This is a genomic window from Hyphobacterium lacteum (assembly GCF_036330345.1).
Lineage (GTDB): Bacteria > Pseudomonadota > Alphaproteobacteria > Caulobacterales > Maricaulaceae > Hyphobacterium > Hyphobacterium lacteum.
On sequence record NZ_JAZDRP010000001.1, the window covers coordinates 416,345 to 430,284 of the forward strand.

A 13,940-nucleotide genomic window follows, 5' to 3' on the forward strand; every position below is an offset into this window, starting at 1 on the left:
ACACATGACCGACACTGCCTCTTTTCCGGCCACTGGCCCGCTGCTTGCCCTTGATCCCGGCGAGAAAACCATCGGCATTGCGGTCTCGAACGCCGCGCGCACGGTGGTCACACCGGTCGAGACCATAAGGCGCGGCAAGTTCACCGCCGATGCGCAGCGCGTCTTCGCCCTTTTTGATGAGTTCGGCTGCGAGGGCCTCGTAATCGGCTTGCCGATCAATATGGACGGTTCGATCGGCCCGCGCGCCCAGTCCGCCCGGGCTCTTGGCACCAATTTGCGCCGCCTGCGCGAGATACCCATCCACTTTCAGGATGAACGCCTGTCCTCCGACAAGGCGGAAGACCGCTTGCGGGCCGCCGGCAAGAAACGCGATGAAATCGAAAAGGTCATCGATGCCTATGCCGCGGCGGTTATCCTGGAGGATGCGATCGAGGCGCTGAGCGCATGAGCCCGATTCTAGGCGCACTCCTGCCCATCTTTGCGGTGATTGGCGTCGGCTGGGGCCTTCGCCGCTCCGGCCTGATGCCGGCCGAGCAATGGCCCGCCATTTCGCGCCTCGCCTATATCGGCCTGTCGCCGGCTCTTTTGTTCTCGGTGATCTCGCGCGCCGATTTCCACACCATCACGGTGGCGCCGGCTGTCCTGGCCGCGGCGCTCGGCTTTCTTTCGATGGGCATTCTGGTGATCGCCCTGAAACCGCTAATCCGGACGGATGGGCCGGCCTTCACCAGCATTTTCCAGGGAGCGGTCCGTTGGAACGGGCTGGTCATCCTCGCCCTGGCTACTTTGTCCTTCGGACTGGATGGCGAGGTGCTGGTCTCGCTGATCATGGTCGTCACCATTCCCATTGTGAACATCATGGCGGTGTCGGTTCTGACGGTCTGGGGCACCAGCGCGAAAAAGCCGGATGTCCAGTCCGTGATCTGGCGGATCATCTCCAACCCGCTCATTCTCGGCTGCCTGGCGGGTGGTGTTGCCAATATTTTCGGCTGGTTCCAGACCGGCCCGGTCGCAGAAGTGCTGGCGCTGATGGGGCGGGCCGCCCTTCCCCTTATTCTGCTAGCCGTCGGGGCAGCGCTGGATTTCTCCGCCCTCAACGCCCGCCGCCACCTGCTGGCGATCTCGGTGACACTGAAGCTGATCGTGGCACCGCTGGTTTTCGGTGCCATCGCCTGGGCACTGGGTGTGCGAGGCGATGCGCTGGCGATCGTCGTGCTCGTAGGCGCCTCACCCGGCGCGGCCTCTGCCTATGTGCTGGCCCAGCAGCTCGGCGGAGACCGGAGGCTGACTGCTGGAGACGTTACTGCTTCGACCCTGTTTTCGATGATCACCTTGCCACTTGCCGTCTGGATTGCGGTGCAAATGGGCTAGAGGCAGATCCGCTCGCCCTCGCGGGCAATCCGGTATCCGCGTTCCAGAACTTCCTGTGTTTCAGCGCTGTCATCGTAGCGGATCGGGTTTGTGTGATTGTAGTGGATGAAGCGGATCCGCTGGCGGATTTCGTCGGGATAATCCTGGAACAGATCCATGGTTTCCGTGACGCGCGGGTGCGGTATGGCGCTCATGTCCCGGCCAGGCAGCTCATGATCGTCGAAGAAGGTGGCATCGACATAGACGAGATCGTTTTCCATCACGATGTCCTCGATGCGCGTGCCCCATTCTGCCCATTCCTCCCAGCTGTCGATATCCGGGATGAAGATCACGGAAATCTCCGGCCCCTGGATGCGATAGCCCACCGTGTCAGCAAATTCGCGGCGATGCGGGACGTGCAGCGGATCGACCCTGAGGCGCGAGGTTTCCATGCTCTGGATGGGATTTTCCGAATAGTCCGGCTCGCCGGGCTGGACATCATGCGGGCGAGGTCCCGGCTGGAATTCGTCGACGCGGATATTGCCATAAGCGATCAGCTGGCTCCACGGGCCGCTATTTGTCAGAAAGTCCTGCATTCTCGGTGGTGCGAAAACCGGCACATTGTCCGCACTCATCGACTCAAAGCCCAGGAACATCAGCCCGGTGTAATGGCCGATATGGGCATGCGTGAGAAAAATACCGTCAGGCGCTCCGCTTGTGCCCGCAATGGCATTCAGATCATGGACCTGTTCGCGAAAATCCGGCGTCGCCTCGAACAGGTATCGCGTGCCGGATTCGTGATCGACGACGCCCAGCGACACGACGCGGTGGCGCAGGCTTTCATCTTCCCAGGCCGGATCGGCCTGCACATTGATCTGGGGGATACCGCCATCCTGACCGACACCCAGAACAACCAGTTCGACATCGCATTGTTCCGCCGCAGTCATCTGCAAGGCAGCCGCCGCCAAAAATCCGATCATCAATCCACCCCCACGCGCTGGCTGCGATATTCCATCAGCGCCACATCGCGCCATTCCCCGGCGCGAGGACCGAAGCCCATCCTGCCCAGCCGCTCGCGCGTTCCGACCATGCGATAGCCGCAGGCTTCATGCAAACGGATGGAGGCGAGATTGTCGGTGAATATGCCGGCATTCAGCGTCCATATGCCTGCGGCCTCCGCGGCCCGAACGAACGCGGTCAGCAGCGCCTTGCCGATGCCCTGTCCGCGCGCCGCTTCGGCAATATAGATCGTGCCTTCGGCAACACCGCCATAGACGCAGCGGTCTGACACGCCGGAGGCCGCGGCCCAACCCACAACATGGCCGTCCAGCTCTGCCACCAGGCGCGGCTGCTTCAAGCGCTTGGCGTCGAACCCGGCCCAGTCCGGAGGTTCGCTTTCAAACGTGGCATGCCCCGTCGCGATTCCCTCGGCATAGATCGCCAGCACCGGGTCGGCGTCTGCCGCCGTCATGTCACGGATTTTCATGGGCTTCTCCACACCGGGCTGGGACACTGTGCTTGCGATGGCGCTCATCTCACCCTATACCGCCCGAAATCAGCTGGGAATTCACATGGGTCGCGCCGACTTTACCTATGACTTTCCGCATGACCGCCTGATCTCGGTCGATGATCTCAATCCATTGGACATCCAGATCCTGTTCGAGCGGGCCGAGCACTGGCTCGGAATCAATCGCTCGCCGGACAAGAAGCACGACGTTCTCAAGGGGCTGACCCAGATCAACCTCTTCTTCGAACCGTCCACCCGGACGCTGGCCTCCTTCGAGCTGGCCGGAAAGCGGCTGGGCGCGGATGTCGTCAATTTCTCGGCCTCGAATTCCTCGGCCAAGAAGGGCGAGACCCTCGCTGACACGGCCCGTACGCTGGCCGCCATGCGTCCGGATATGATCGTGGTGCGCCACCAGGCATCAGGCGCCGCCAGCTTTATCCATGCGGAAACCAGTATCGCCACCGTGAATGCGGGTGACGGCATGCACTCCCATCCAACGCAAGGCCTGCTTGACCTGTTCGCCCTCACCCGCCGCATAGGCGATGTCGGCGGCAAGCGCGTGCTGATCGTTGGCGACATCCTGCACAGCCGCGTGGCGCGGTCTGATGTCGGCATGCTGAACCTTCTGGGCGCGGAAATCCGCCTGTGCGCCCCGCCAACCTTGCTTCCCACCGATGTCGACCGCTGGGGCGCGGAGATCTTCCACGATCTGGACGAAGCGCTGGAAGGCTGTGACGCGGTTATCACGCTGCGCCTGCAACGTGAACGCATGAGCGGCGCTCTGATCCCGTCCGAGCGCGAATACTTCCATTTCTGGGGCGTCACCGAGCGGCGGCTGGAGTTTGCCAATCCGGACTGTGTGATCATGCATCCCGGACCGATGAACCGGAATGTCGAAATCGACAGTGCATTGGCCGATCACCCGGAGCGCAGCCTGATCCTCGACCAGGTAGAAGCTGGCGTTGCCATCCGCATGGCGGTGCTGGAACAGCTCGGCACAAGGGCTCGGCGCAATTCCGGAGATATTGCATGACGGCCATCACGATCCGGAACGCCCGTATTGTTGACCCTGCAACAGGTCATGACGAGCTCGGCAGTCTGCGTGTGGTTGATGGTTTCATCGACGAGATCGGCGACGGGATCGCGCGCGATGAAGACCATATCATCGATGCCAATGGCGCTATTCTCGCTCCGGCCCTGATTGATTTGCGCGCCTGCGTGGAGCCGGCCTTCACCCCCAGAGGTGAGACAGTGGACTCGCTGGCGCAAGCCGCGGCAGCCGGAGGCATCGGCACACTGGTGATTGCGCCATCGGCCGAGTTTCCGATCGATACACCGGAAACCGTTACCGGTCTGAAATCCGCCGCCCGGCCCAGCCCGGTCCGCATCATGATGGCCGGCGGTGCAACGCGCAGCCTTGCTGGCGAACAACTGGCCGAAATCGGTCTGATGGCGGAATGTGGCGCAGCCTTTCTGTCGCAAGGCAATGCTTCGACCGCCAATACGAGCGCACTCAGAAACCTGTTCAACTACGCTTCCGGATTTGAACTGTGGCTCGCTTGTCCGGCGCGCGATCCTCATCTTTCTGACGGCACGGTCGCGACTGAAAGCGAAGCGGCAGCCCGCAAGGGGCTGATGACAGAACCCACCGTTTCGGAACGCATTGCCATTGACCGGCTGGCAGCCCTCGCCGAACTGACCGGTGCCCGCCTGATGATCGACCGGGTCTCGACCGCTGAAGGTCTTGAAGCGCTCGGCCGGGCCCGCCAGCGCGGCATCGAGATTTGCGCTACGGCTTCCATCGCCAACCTGACACTGAACGCCGTCGATGCGGACGGGATGGATCCGGCCTACCGGCTGACCCCGCCTCTGCGCAGCGAAGATGATCGCCGCGCGCTCGTCGCAGGCGTTATAAGCGGACAGATCGACGCGATTGTCTCCGATCACTGCCCGATGGAGATGGACCGGAAAGCGCAGCCTTTCGCAGAGGCAGCGCCCGGCTCGACGTCGCTTGAGACAGTGCTGGCGGCGATGCTGGGTCTGGTCCATGAAAACGAGCTGGATCTCGTAGATGCCCTGCGTCCGCTCACTTCAGGCCCCGCCGACCTCCTGGGCCTCAATCAGGGACGCCTGCAGGAAGGCGCACCAGCCGATCTGGTTCTGATTGATGGCGATGCGCCCTGGGTGTTCGGGGCAGAGCAGAGCCGCTCGGCCCGGCGCAACAGCGCCTGGCAAAATCGCCGATTTCAGGGACAGGTCTTGATGACAATGATCGATGGAGGCATTGTCTACAACTTAAGGGAGTAGGCCATGACCGGCTGGGAACTCATTTCGATCATCATCGCCGTAATCGGCGGCTATCTGCTGGGGTCTATCCCCTTCGGCCTGGTCCTGACGCGAATGGCCGGCCTCGGTGATATTCGCGAGATCGGTTCTAAGAATATCGGGGCGACGAATGTCTTGCGCACAGGGCGCAAGGATCTGGCGGCCGCTACGCTGATCCTCGACGCCGCCAAGGCCGGTATCGCAGCACTGATATTCGCCGCTCTGTTCAATCCGACAGCCGGCCTTGTCGCCGGTGGTGCGGCTTTCCTCGGGCATTGCTTTCCGGTCTGGCTGAAGTTCAAGGGCGGAAAAGGTGTGGCGACATTCTACGGCACCCTGTTCGCCGTCGCCTGGCCTGTGGGCATTCTCGCCGCGCTGACCTGGATCGGCATGGCGCTCTTGTTGCGGATCTCATCGCTGAGTGCGCTTGTGGCCGCCGCGCTGGCTCCGCTGATCGCCTATCTGTTCGACATGCCGGGCGTTGCCCTGCTCTGCCTTTTCCTGGCAGCGCTGATCTTCTGGCGTCACCGCGCCAACATCCAGCGGCTGATGTCGGGTGAAGAGCCGCGTATCGGCGCCAAGCCTGCGTGAAGCGGGGCGAGCTCAGCTTTCCGGAACGCATCGACTGGCTGAGGCTCGCGCGAACAGCGCAGGTCGGCCCTGTCACTTTCAACAAGCTGATCGACCGCTATGGCGATGCCGCCTGTGCGCTGGACGCCCTGCCGGAACTCGCAAGGAAGGGTGGCCGCCGCGGCGCCATCAAAATCGTCAGCCGGGACGAAGCCGAGCAGGAAATGGCGGCGAGCGAGGACTATGACGCCCGAATAATCATGGCCTGCGAACCTGATTTTCCAGACTTGCTGTTCGCTATCGACCCGCCCCCACCCGTCATCACGGTCAAGGGACACCTGACGCCCGACGATGCGCCGTGCTGCGCCATTGTCGGTTCGCGTAACGCGTCGGCCATCGGCATGCGTTTTGCCCGCGACATGGCCGCAGAGCTGGGGCGCAGCGGTATCACGATCGTCTCGGGCCTTGCGCGCGGTATTGATGGCGCGGCGCATAGTGGCTCACTGGCAACCGGCACCATTGCCGTTCTGGCCGGTGGCATTGACCACATCTATCCACCCGAACACGCCGAACTCCATGCCGCCATCGCCCGGGATGGATTGCTGGTGACAGAATCTCGTCTCGGCGCCACGCCGACAGCCAAGGATTTCCCGCGGCGCAACCGCCTGATCTCGGGCCTGTCTCTGGGAACGCTGGTTATCGAGGCGGCCATGCGATCCGGCTCACTGATCACTGCGAGGCTGGCTGCCGAACAAGGCCGGGAAGTGATGGCAGCACCAGGATCGCCACTCGATCCGCGCGCCAAGGGTTCCAACAAGCTGATCCGCGATGGGGCTGTTCTGATCGAGACCGCTGACGATGTGCTGGACGTCTTGCGTCACGCCAAGCGCCCGGTCGCCGCCGAGTCTGACCCGCAGGACTATACGCATGACGCCCTCCCCGAAACAGGACCGGCGGCTCGCGAACGTGTTCTGGACTTGCTGTCCCCTTCGCCCGTAGCGATTGACGACCTCGTACGGCATTCCGGTCTGGCCACCGGTGAGGTTCACGCTGTCCTGATCGAACTGGAAATTGCCGGCCGCGCCGTCATTCTGCCCGGCGGCACTGTCCAGCTTGGCTATGAAGAAGCGGGCGATTGAAATCCGTCAGACTCAGTCACGATGACCAGTGCGGCCGCCTCAAGCACTCTGGCGGTTCCCTGCAAATCGGATTGATGCGAGAGCCGGACCAGCTCGATCAGCATTTCATGAATGAAGGCGGCGGTCTCGTCCTGCGCCAGTTTTTCGATCGGATGCCCGCTTGCCATATAAGTCCCCATGAGAGTCCGGTTCCCATATTGCGTATACAATCTTTAATTGCAAGCGTTTGAGCCGAGTTGACAGGTCTTGCTGCCTCAATCAGTTTCCGCCGCCGTTTCCCGACCTATCATTCCTGGTCAGAATTTCCGGAAGTCATTGAATGAACGTCGTTGTTGTCGAATCGCCGGCCAAGGCCAAAACCATCGGAAAATATCTCGGCAAGGACTACGAAGTCCTGGCCAGTTACGGTCATGTCCGCGATCTGCCACCCAAGGATGGCTCGGTTCGTCCGGACGAGGACTTCGCCATGGATTGGGAGATCGACGCCCAGTCCGTGAAGCGCGTCAAAGCGATCGCCGATGCCGTGAAGGACGCTGACCGCCTGGTACTGGCAACTGACCCGGATCGTGAAGGCGAGGCTATATCCTGGCACCTGCTCGAAGCACTGACAAAGCGCCGCGTCCTCAAGGATGTGAAGGTCCAGCGGGTGGCGTTCAACGCCATCACCAAATCCGCGATCCTTGAGGCGATGAGTCACCCGCGCGCCATCGATATGGAACTGGTCGAGGCCTATCTGGCCCGGCGCGCGCTGGACTATCTGGTCGGCTTCACCCTCTCGCCCGTCTTGTGGCGCAAGCTGCCCGGAGCGCGCTCCGCCGGCCGCGTCCAGTCTGTGGCGCTCCGCATTATTTGCGACCGGGAACTCGAAATCGAGAAATTCCGCGCCGAGGAGTACTGGACCGTGGATGCAGACCTGGTGTCTGGCAGCTCCTCGCCCTTCCGCGCAAAACTTGTGAAGTTCGAGGGCAACAAACTCCAGAAGCTGTCCATTAAGGACCGCGCCATGGCGACGGCGGCCGCCGAGGCGATCAAGGCGGCATCACTTTCGATCACCGCCGTCGAAGCCAAACCGGCCAAACGTAATCCGCTTCCGCCATTCACAACGTCGACCCTGCAGCAGGAAGCCGCCCGCAAGCTCGGTTTCAACGCGCAGCGCACCATGCGGACTGCGCAGAAACTCTATGAAGGCGTGAATATCGGCGGCGAGACCGTTGGCCTGATCACTTATATGCGGACCGACGGCGTCGATATGGCCCCCGAAGCCATCACCCAGGTCCGAGACGTGATCAGCGCGCGCTATGGCTCGCTCTACAGCCCGTCCAGCCCGCGCTATTACAAGTCCAAGCAGCGCAATGCCCAGGAAGCTCACGAAGCCATCCGGCCGACCAGCTTTTCGCGCGCACCGGAAGATCTGCACCTCGATGAGGACCAGGCCCGGCTTTATGAACTGATCTGGAAGCGCGCCGTGGCCAGCCAGATGGAAAGTGCCCGGTTCGAGCGCACCACGATCGATATCGACAGCGCCGACAAAAAGCTTGCCCTGCGTGCGACAGGCTCGGTTCTGCTGTTTGACGGCTTCCTGACGCTTTACCAGGAAGGCCGCGACGACGAGGACGAGGAAGGCGAAACGCGCCTTCCGAAAGTGGAAAGCGGGGCCTCTGCCGAAGCCAGGAAGACCCACGCGGACCAACACTTCACCCAACCGCCGCCGCGCTTTACCGAGGCCTCGCTGGTCAAGCGCCTGGAAGAACTCGGCATTGGCCGTCCGTCGACCTATGCCTCCACGCTGACGGTGCTGCGCGACCGCGAATATGTCCGGATGGAGAAAAACCGCTTCATCCCCGAGGACAAGGGCCGCGTTGTCACTGCCTTCCTCGAGAATTTCTTCGAGCGCTATGTCGAATATGATTTCACGGCCGATCTTGAAGACCAGCTCGACAAGGTTTCGCGAGGAGATCTCGACTGGAAGAAATTGCTGCGCGATTTCTGGGCCAATTTCTCCGGCGATGTCGAGAAGATCGGCGAATTGCGCATCGGCGAAGTTCTCGAAGCCCTGAATGAAGCCCTGGCGCCGCATATCTTTCCGGAAAAGGAAGATGGCACCGATCCGCGTCTTTGCCCGTCCTGTAATGAGGGCCGGCTGTCCATCCGCCTCGGCAAGTTCGGTGCCTTCCTCGGCTGCTCGAATTATCCCGATTGCAAATTCACCCGGCCTCTGGGCGCAACCGAGGAAGGCGCAACGGTAGAAGGCGATGGCGAGCTGGGCGTTGATCCGGAAAGCGGCGAACCAGTCTATTTGAAGGATGGGCGTTTCGGCCCCTATCTCGAGATCACCCTGCCCGGAGAGGAAAAGCCCAAGCGCTCGTCTCTGCCCAAGGGCTGGAGCAAGGAAGACATCACGCTGGAAAAGGCACTCCGCCTGTTGTCATTGCCGCGTGAAGTGGGACCGCACCCCGAAGACGGCGAGATGATCGAGGCCGGCCTTGGCCGCTATGGGCCTTTCGTCAAACACGGCAAGCTTTACGCCAATTTGCCCAATATCGAGGAAGTTTTCGAGATTGGCCTTAATCGGGCCGTCACCGTTCTCGCCGAGAAAAAAGCGTCGCGCGGCGCGCCCCAATCCCTGAAGGATCTGGGGGAGCATGAGGGAGAGCCGGTGCGCGTGATGAGCGGCCGCTATGGCCCCTACATCAAATACAAGAAAATCAACGCCACGATTCCGCGTGGAACTGACCCCGAATCCATCGATCTTGAAACGGCGATGAAACTCGTCGCCGAAAAAGAGGCCAAGGGCGGCAAGAAACCGGCGCGCAAGAAGGCGAGCTCTGCTAAGAAGAAGGCTCCGGCCAAGAAGAAAGCGGCAGCGAAGAAAAAGGCGTGACCTCAAAGTCCAAGTCAGGCGAACAGCCCCTCAATCGCGACAGCGTGCTCGAAGCCATCCGCCTCGGACAGGGTGAGTTTGGCAAGCGCGAGATTGCCAGAGCCCTGCGCCTGAAAGGCGACGACAAGATCGCGCTGAAATTCTGCCTGCGTGAGCTGCTCGACGAGGGCCTGATCCGCAAGGAAGGCCGCAGCGCCTTTGCCCTGACCGAAGCCCTGCCCAGCGTCACAGTCGTTATCATTCATGATCGCGACAATGATGGTGAATTGCTCGCACGCCCTGAAAAGTCCCGTGACGATCCGCCGATCATCCGCATGGCCCCCGGCGAAGGCGCTGGCGGACGCGGGCATCCGGCACTCGGGGTTGGCGATCGCGCGCTCGTCCGGCTCTTCCCCGAAGACGATGGCAGCTATGAAGCCCGTCTGATCCGCAAGCTGGGACAAAGTGCTCACAAAATTTTGTGCGTTTTGAAGAAAGGCCGCGGTCAGCCGCGCCTGAAGCCTGTGGACCGTCGCGCGAAAAACGAATTGCTTCCGGCAAAGGGCGAGGCCGAAAAGGCAAAGGACGGCGATCTGGTGCTCTGCCGTCTCGGCCGCGAACACCGGCACGGTTTGAAAACGGCGATCATCGAGGAAGTGATTGGCGATGCGAACTCGCCGCGCGCGGGCAGCCTGATTGCCCTTCATTCCCATGGCATTCCGACAGGATTTGGGGATGAGGAACTCGCGGAAGTCCAGCAGCTGAAGCCCGTTACCATCGGTGACCGGACCGACCTCAGGGACATCCCGCTGATCACGATCGATCCGATCGATGCCCGGGACCATGATGATGCGGTCTGGGCGGCTCCGGATGATGACCCGAAGAATCCTGACGGCTGGCGGGTCATCGTCGCCATTGCCGATGTCGCTGCCTATGTGAAACCGGGCTCTGCGCTGGATCGCGGCGCGCTGAAGCGCGGTAACTCCGTCTATCTTCCGGACCGCGTTGTTCCGATGTTGCCGGAACGCCTGTCCAACGATCTCTGCTCCCTGCGCGAGCTGGAGGAGCGGCCCTGCATGGCCGTCGAGATGATCTTCGACGCCAATGGTCACAAATGCCGCCACCATTTCATCCGGGGCTGGATGAAGTCCGCGGCAAAGCTGGCCTATGACCACGCGCAGGCGGCCATTAATGGCCATCCCAACGACAAGACCGGGCCATTACTGGAGCCGGTTCTGAAGCCCTTGTGGGGGGCCTATCGTGCGCTTGCGAAAGCAAGGAAGGAACGCGGCCCGCTTGAAATCGACGCCCCGGAACGGAAAGTCCGGATCGGCGAAGACGGGCATGTCACCCGGATCGAGACCCGTGACCGCTTTGATGCTCACAAGCTGATCGAGGAGTTCATGATCCAGGCCAATGTCTGCGCCGCGGAAACGCTGGAGCAGAAGGGCCGGCCACTGATCTACCGGGCACACGAACCGCCCAGTCTGGAGAAAATGGAATCCCTGGCGGATTTCCTGTCCACGATTGACATGAAATGGTCAAAGGGTGAGCCACCGCGGCCTGACCGCTTCAACCGGCTGCTGGAGCAGGCGCGCGGCGGCGAGCACTATGAAACCGTCAATGAGGTTGTTCTCCGCAGCCAGTCGCAGGCCGTCTATTCCGTTGAAAATCCCGGACATTACGGCCTCAATCTGCGCCGGTATGCCCACTTCACATCGCCCATCCGGCGCTATGCCGACCTGACCGCTCACCGCGCTCTGATCCGCGGATGCAAGCTGGGCAAGGACGGTCAGACCGACGCAGAAGCCTCGCAACTCGAAGCCATCGCCGAAGACATTTCCACTCTGGAACGCCGGGCCATGGCCGCGGAACGCGATGCGACCGACCGCTTTATCGCGCAATTCCTCGCCGAGCGCGTGGGTTCAGAGTTCGAGGGACGGATAACCGGTGTCACCCGGTTTGGCTGCTTCGTACGTCTGGAGGAAACCGGCGCCGACGGTCTGGTTCCCGTCAGCCGCCTGGGACAGGAACGCTTTTTCCATGATGAAGCGCTTCACGCGCTTGTCGGAAATGAAACTGGCAACATGTACCGGCTGGGCATGCCTGTGACAGTGCGCCTCGACGAAGCCACACCCATCACCGGCGGCCTGCTGTTTGAAATGCTGACGCCACCTGAAAGGGGGCCGAAACGGCGCAGAGGGGCCCAGCGCGGCCGCCCAAAGCCGGCATTCCGCAAAGGCCCGAGGAAAAAAGGGCGGCGCAGATGAGTGGGCAAAAACCCAGAGCCCTGCGCCCCAAGCTGGCCGGCACACTGATTCTCACGCGCCGGACAAGGCGCGGCCGCGAAATCCTGATGGGAAAGCGATCCTCCAAGCATGCCTTCATGCCAGAGCAATATGTCTTTCCCGGTGGCCGCGTGGACCGGGCCGATCACTATGCCCCGCTGGCCGGTATGATGACGGGCGATGATGCGAAATGCATGACCCGCATTCTTGGAGAACGGCGCGCCTGGGCGGCCGCAGCAGCAGCCATCCGGGAAACCGCCGAGGAAGCCGGCTATCTGGTGGGGCAACCCGGGAAGCTTGAGGCTCGGCATGCCAATTGGCGCCCGTTCAGACGGGGCGAGGTTCGCCCGGATGCCTCCTCGCTGCAACTGATCGCACGCGCCATCACACCGCCCGGACGGGTTCGCCGCTTTGATGCCTGGTTCTTCCATGCGGATGCGGATGAAGCCATTGCCGGCGAGGTCAGGCTGAAATCCGAGGAATTGCTGGATATCCGCTGGGTGACCGCCAAGGAAGCCGAAGGCCTTCCCTTGCCGCATATCACTCGCTTTGTCCTGGGTGAGCTGGAACGCCGCCTGTCCGATCCTGACATCCGCCCCCGTCACTTCAGAGAATTGGCAAGACGCATGCGGGTTGATCCGCTATAGGCGCGCCATGTTCGCTGCCTGGATGATCTCGCCGGAATACGGCCGTTTGCGCTCGCTGATCGCTGCGATCTTCTGCGCCACGCTATGCGGCTGCGGCTTCACCCTGCTGATGCCGGTCATGGCACTGAACCTGGAAGCCATGACCGGGTCAGGCGTGGTCGTCGGCCTGAATGGTGCCGTTACTGCCCTGTCGACTATTGTCGCAACCCCCTTCGTTCCCAGACTGATGCAGCGCTGGCGGGGCCGGCCGCTGATCGTTACCAGCCTGGCTGTGACCGCGCTGACCATCCCTTTCTTTCCGCTATTTCCCGAGGTCTGGCTGTGGTTCGCACTTCGCTTTGCGATGGGATTGGCGATCACCGTTGTTTTTGTGGCATCCGAGACCTGGATCAACCAAATCTCCCCACCGGAAAAGCGCGCCACAGTGCTGGGGCTTTATGCAACAGCCCTGGCAAGCGGTTTTGGCGCGGGAGGGCTTTTGCTCGCGGCACTGGGATCCAGCGGCTGGGCACCCTGGCTGGCCGCTTTCCTGCTGTTTTCAGGCGGCTCTCTGCCCATACTCTTCCTGCGTGGCCCGGGTATCGAACAGCCGGACGCCGATTCGGCCAGTATCTCGGCCATGATCCGCGCAGCTGGCATTGCCCCTGCGGCCATCGGCGCCGGCCTTCTGTTCGGCGCGACCGAGACCATGTTTTTTGCTCTCTTCCCGGTTTATGGCGAACGCATCGGCCTGATCGATACCGCGATCGGATTCATGATGGCCGCAGGCGCTCTGGGCGGAATCATTCTGCAAGCCCCGCTTGGACGTCTCGCCGATTCTGTCGGCCGCCTGCGTGTAGCGATCATGGCTGCAATCGTATGCGTAATCGGGCCGGGACTTGTGTACCTTTCGGGCGCGGCACCACTGGCCCTTTATGCCGTGATGTTTGGTTATGTCGGCATCGCGACAGGCCTCTACACGCTTGGTCTGGCGCTGATCGGCGAACGCTTTGACGGCGGCAGCCTGGTTGGTGCCAATGCGGCTTTCGTCATGGCCTATGGCGTGGGCTCGCTTTTCGGTCCAGCGATCGGAGGTGGAGCCATGGATGCCATTGACCCTCAAGGTGTTCTGATTGTTTCGAGCGCGCTGGCCCTCACCTATCTGATCTTCCTGCTGGTACGGCATTTCACACGGAAGCAGCAGTTGACAGGCGGCAAGCCATGAGTATGTTCCGCGGCTCGCTCGCCGGATAGGACCGGTGGGCCGTCATGTGC

At 61.8% G+C, this 13,940-nt stretch carries 13 protein-coding genes; 10 read left to right on the forward strand and 3 right to left on the reverse strand.

What is annotated here, in order from left to right:
- The first annotated feature begins 4 nt into the window (after positions 1–4).
- The gene (gene ruvX, locus V0U79_RS01985; RefSeq protein ID WP_330197781.1) at positions 5–448 is read left to right on the forward strand and encodes a Holliday junction resolvase RuvX; all 444 of its coding nucleotides are present in this window, start codon (positions 5–7) and stop codon (positions 446–448) included.
- Entirely contained in the window at positions 445–1,371 is a 927-nt protein-coding gene (locus tag V0U79_RS01990; protein WP_330197782.1) for an AEC family transporter, read from the forward strand. Before ruvX ends, V0U79_RS01990 begins: the two co-directional genes overlap by 4 nt.
- Here V0U79_RS01990 and V0U79_RS01995 read toward each other — a convergent pair.
- Together V0U79_RS01995 and V0U79_RS02000 are read right to left on the reverse strand one after the other, a co-directional pair.
- A complete protein-coding gene (locus V0U79_RS01995; RefSeq protein WP_330197783.1) occupies positions 1,368–2,330 on the reverse strand; it encodes an MBL fold metallo-hydrolase in 963 nt (320 codons plus the stop codon). The genes V0U79_RS01990 and V0U79_RS01995 overlap by 4 nt on opposite strands.
- Complete coding sequence (locus V0U79_RS02000) at positions 2,330–2,836, reverse strand: GNAT family N-acetyltransferase (RefSeq protein WP_330197784.1); 507 nt, start codon at positions 2,834–2,836, stop codon at positions 2,330–2,332. The genes V0U79_RS01995 and V0U79_RS02000 overlap by 1 nt, the downstream gene beginning before the upstream one ends.
- Before the next feature lie 85 nt (positions 2,837–2,921).
- Between V0U79_RS02000 and V0U79_RS02005 the strand changes: the two genes are divergently transcribed.
- Genes V0U79_RS02005 through dprA form a run of 4 tightly spaced genes read left to right on the forward strand, consistent with a single transcriptional unit; the run spans position 2,922 to position 6,891 of the window.
- Complete coding sequence (locus tag V0U79_RS02005; protein WP_373696425.1) at positions 2,922–3,890, forward strand: aspartate carbamoyltransferase catalytic subunit; 969 nt, start codon at positions 2,922–2,924, stop codon at positions 3,888–3,890.
- Positions 3,887–5,164 (forward strand): dihydroorotase, encoded by a 1,278-nt coding sequence (locus V0U79_RS02010; protein ID WP_330197786.1) that lies wholly within the window; start codon positions 3,887–3,889, stop codon positions 5,162–5,164. The genes V0U79_RS02005 and V0U79_RS02010 overlap by 4 nt, the downstream gene beginning before the upstream one ends.
- Before the next feature lie 3 nt (positions 5,165–5,167).
- Positions 5,168–5,773 (forward strand): glycerol-3-phosphate 1-O-acyltransferase PlsY, encoded by a 606-nt coding sequence (plsY, locus tag V0U79_RS02015; protein WP_330197787.1) that lies wholly within the window; start codon positions 5,168–5,170, stop codon positions 5,771–5,773.
- Positions 5,770–6,891, forward strand: coding sequence for a DNA-processing protein DprA (gene dprA / locus V0U79_RS02020; protein WP_330197788.1), 1,122 nt, complete (start codon positions 5,770–5,772; stop codon positions 6,889–6,891). Before plsY ends, dprA begins: the two co-directional genes overlap by 4 nt.
- Here the strand turns inward: dprA and V0U79_RS02025 are convergent.
- Positions 6,870–7,058 (reverse strand): hypothetical protein, encoded by a 189-nt coding sequence (locus tag V0U79_RS02025; protein WP_330197789.1) that lies wholly within the window; start codon positions 7,056–7,058, stop codon positions 6,870–6,872. The genes dprA and V0U79_RS02025 overlap by 22 nt on opposite strands.
- A 152-nt stretch (positions 7,059–7,210) precedes the next feature.
- On the opposite strand from V0U79_RS02025, the gene topA reads away from it, so the two are divergent.
- The 4 genes from topA to V0U79_RS02045 are packed head-to-tail and all read left to right on the forward strand — an operon-like array spanning position 7,211 to position 13,890.
- Positions 7,211–9,772 carry a type I DNA topoisomerase gene (gene topA / locus V0U79_RS02030; protein WP_330197790.1) on the forward strand — a complete coding sequence of 854 codons (2,562 nt, stop codon included), beginning with the start codon at positions 7,211–7,213 and terminating at the stop codon, positions 9,770–9,772.
- Positions 9,769–12,021 (forward strand): ribonuclease R, encoded by a 2,253-nt coding sequence (gene rnr / locus V0U79_RS02035; RefSeq protein ID WP_330197791.1) that lies wholly within the window; start codon positions 9,769–9,771, stop codon positions 12,019–12,021. The genes topA and rnr overlap by 4 nt, the downstream gene beginning before the upstream one ends.
- A complete protein-coding gene (locus V0U79_RS02040; protein WP_330197792.1) occupies positions 12,018–12,686 on the forward strand; it encodes an NUDIX domain-containing protein in 669 nt (222 codons plus the stop codon). Before rnr ends, V0U79_RS02040 begins: the two co-directional genes overlap by 4 nt.
- Positions 12,673–13,890, forward strand: coding sequence for an MFS transporter (locus tag V0U79_RS02045; protein WP_330197793.1), 1,218 nt, complete (start codon positions 12,673–12,675; stop codon positions 13,888–13,890). The genes V0U79_RS02040 and V0U79_RS02045 overlap by 14 nt, the downstream gene beginning before the upstream one ends.
- Positions 13,891–13,940 lie beyond the last annotated feature (50 nt).

Bases quoted from the DNA above. Each gene is read 5' to 3' on its own strand.
- V0U79_RS02025 (WP_330197789.1), bottom strand. From the start codon at position 7,058: ATGGCAAGCGGGCATCCGATCGAAAAACTGGCGCAGGACGAGACCGCC.
- V0U79_RS01995 (WP_330197783.1), bottom strand. From the start codon at position 2,330: ATGATCGGATTTTTGGCGGCGGCTGCCTTGCAGATGACTGCGGCGGAA.
- V0U79_RS02005 (WP_373696425.1), top strand. From the start codon at position 2,922: ATGGGTCGCGCCGACTTTACCTATGACTTTCCGCATGACCGCCTGATC.
- V0U79_RS02000 (WP_330197784.1), bottom strand. From the start codon at position 2,836: ATGAAAATCCGTGACATGACGGCGGCAGACGCCGACCCGGTGCTGGCG.
- topA (WP_330197790.1), top strand. From the start codon at position 7,211: ATGAACGTCGTTGTTGTCGAATCGCCGGCCAAGGCCAAAACCATCGGA.
- plsY (WP_330197787.1), top strand. From the start codon at position 5,168: ATGACCGGCTGGGAACTCATTTCGATCATCATCGCCGTAATCGGCGGC.
- V0U79_RS02040 (WP_330197792.1), top strand. From the start codon at position 12,018: ATGAGTGGGCAAAAACCCAGAGCCCTGCGCCCCAAGCTGGCCGGCACA.
- V0U79_RS02010 (WP_330197786.1), top strand. From the start codon at position 3,887: ATGACGGCCATCACGATCCGGAACGCCCGTATTGTTGACCCTGCAACA.
- V0U79_RS01990 (WP_330197782.1), top strand. From the start codon at position 445: ATGAGCCCGATTCTAGGCGCACTCCTGCCCATCTTTGCGGTGATTGGC.
- ruvX (WP_330197781.1), top strand. From the start codon at position 5: ATGACCGACACTGCCTCTTTTCCGGCCACTGGCCCGCTGCTTGCCCTT.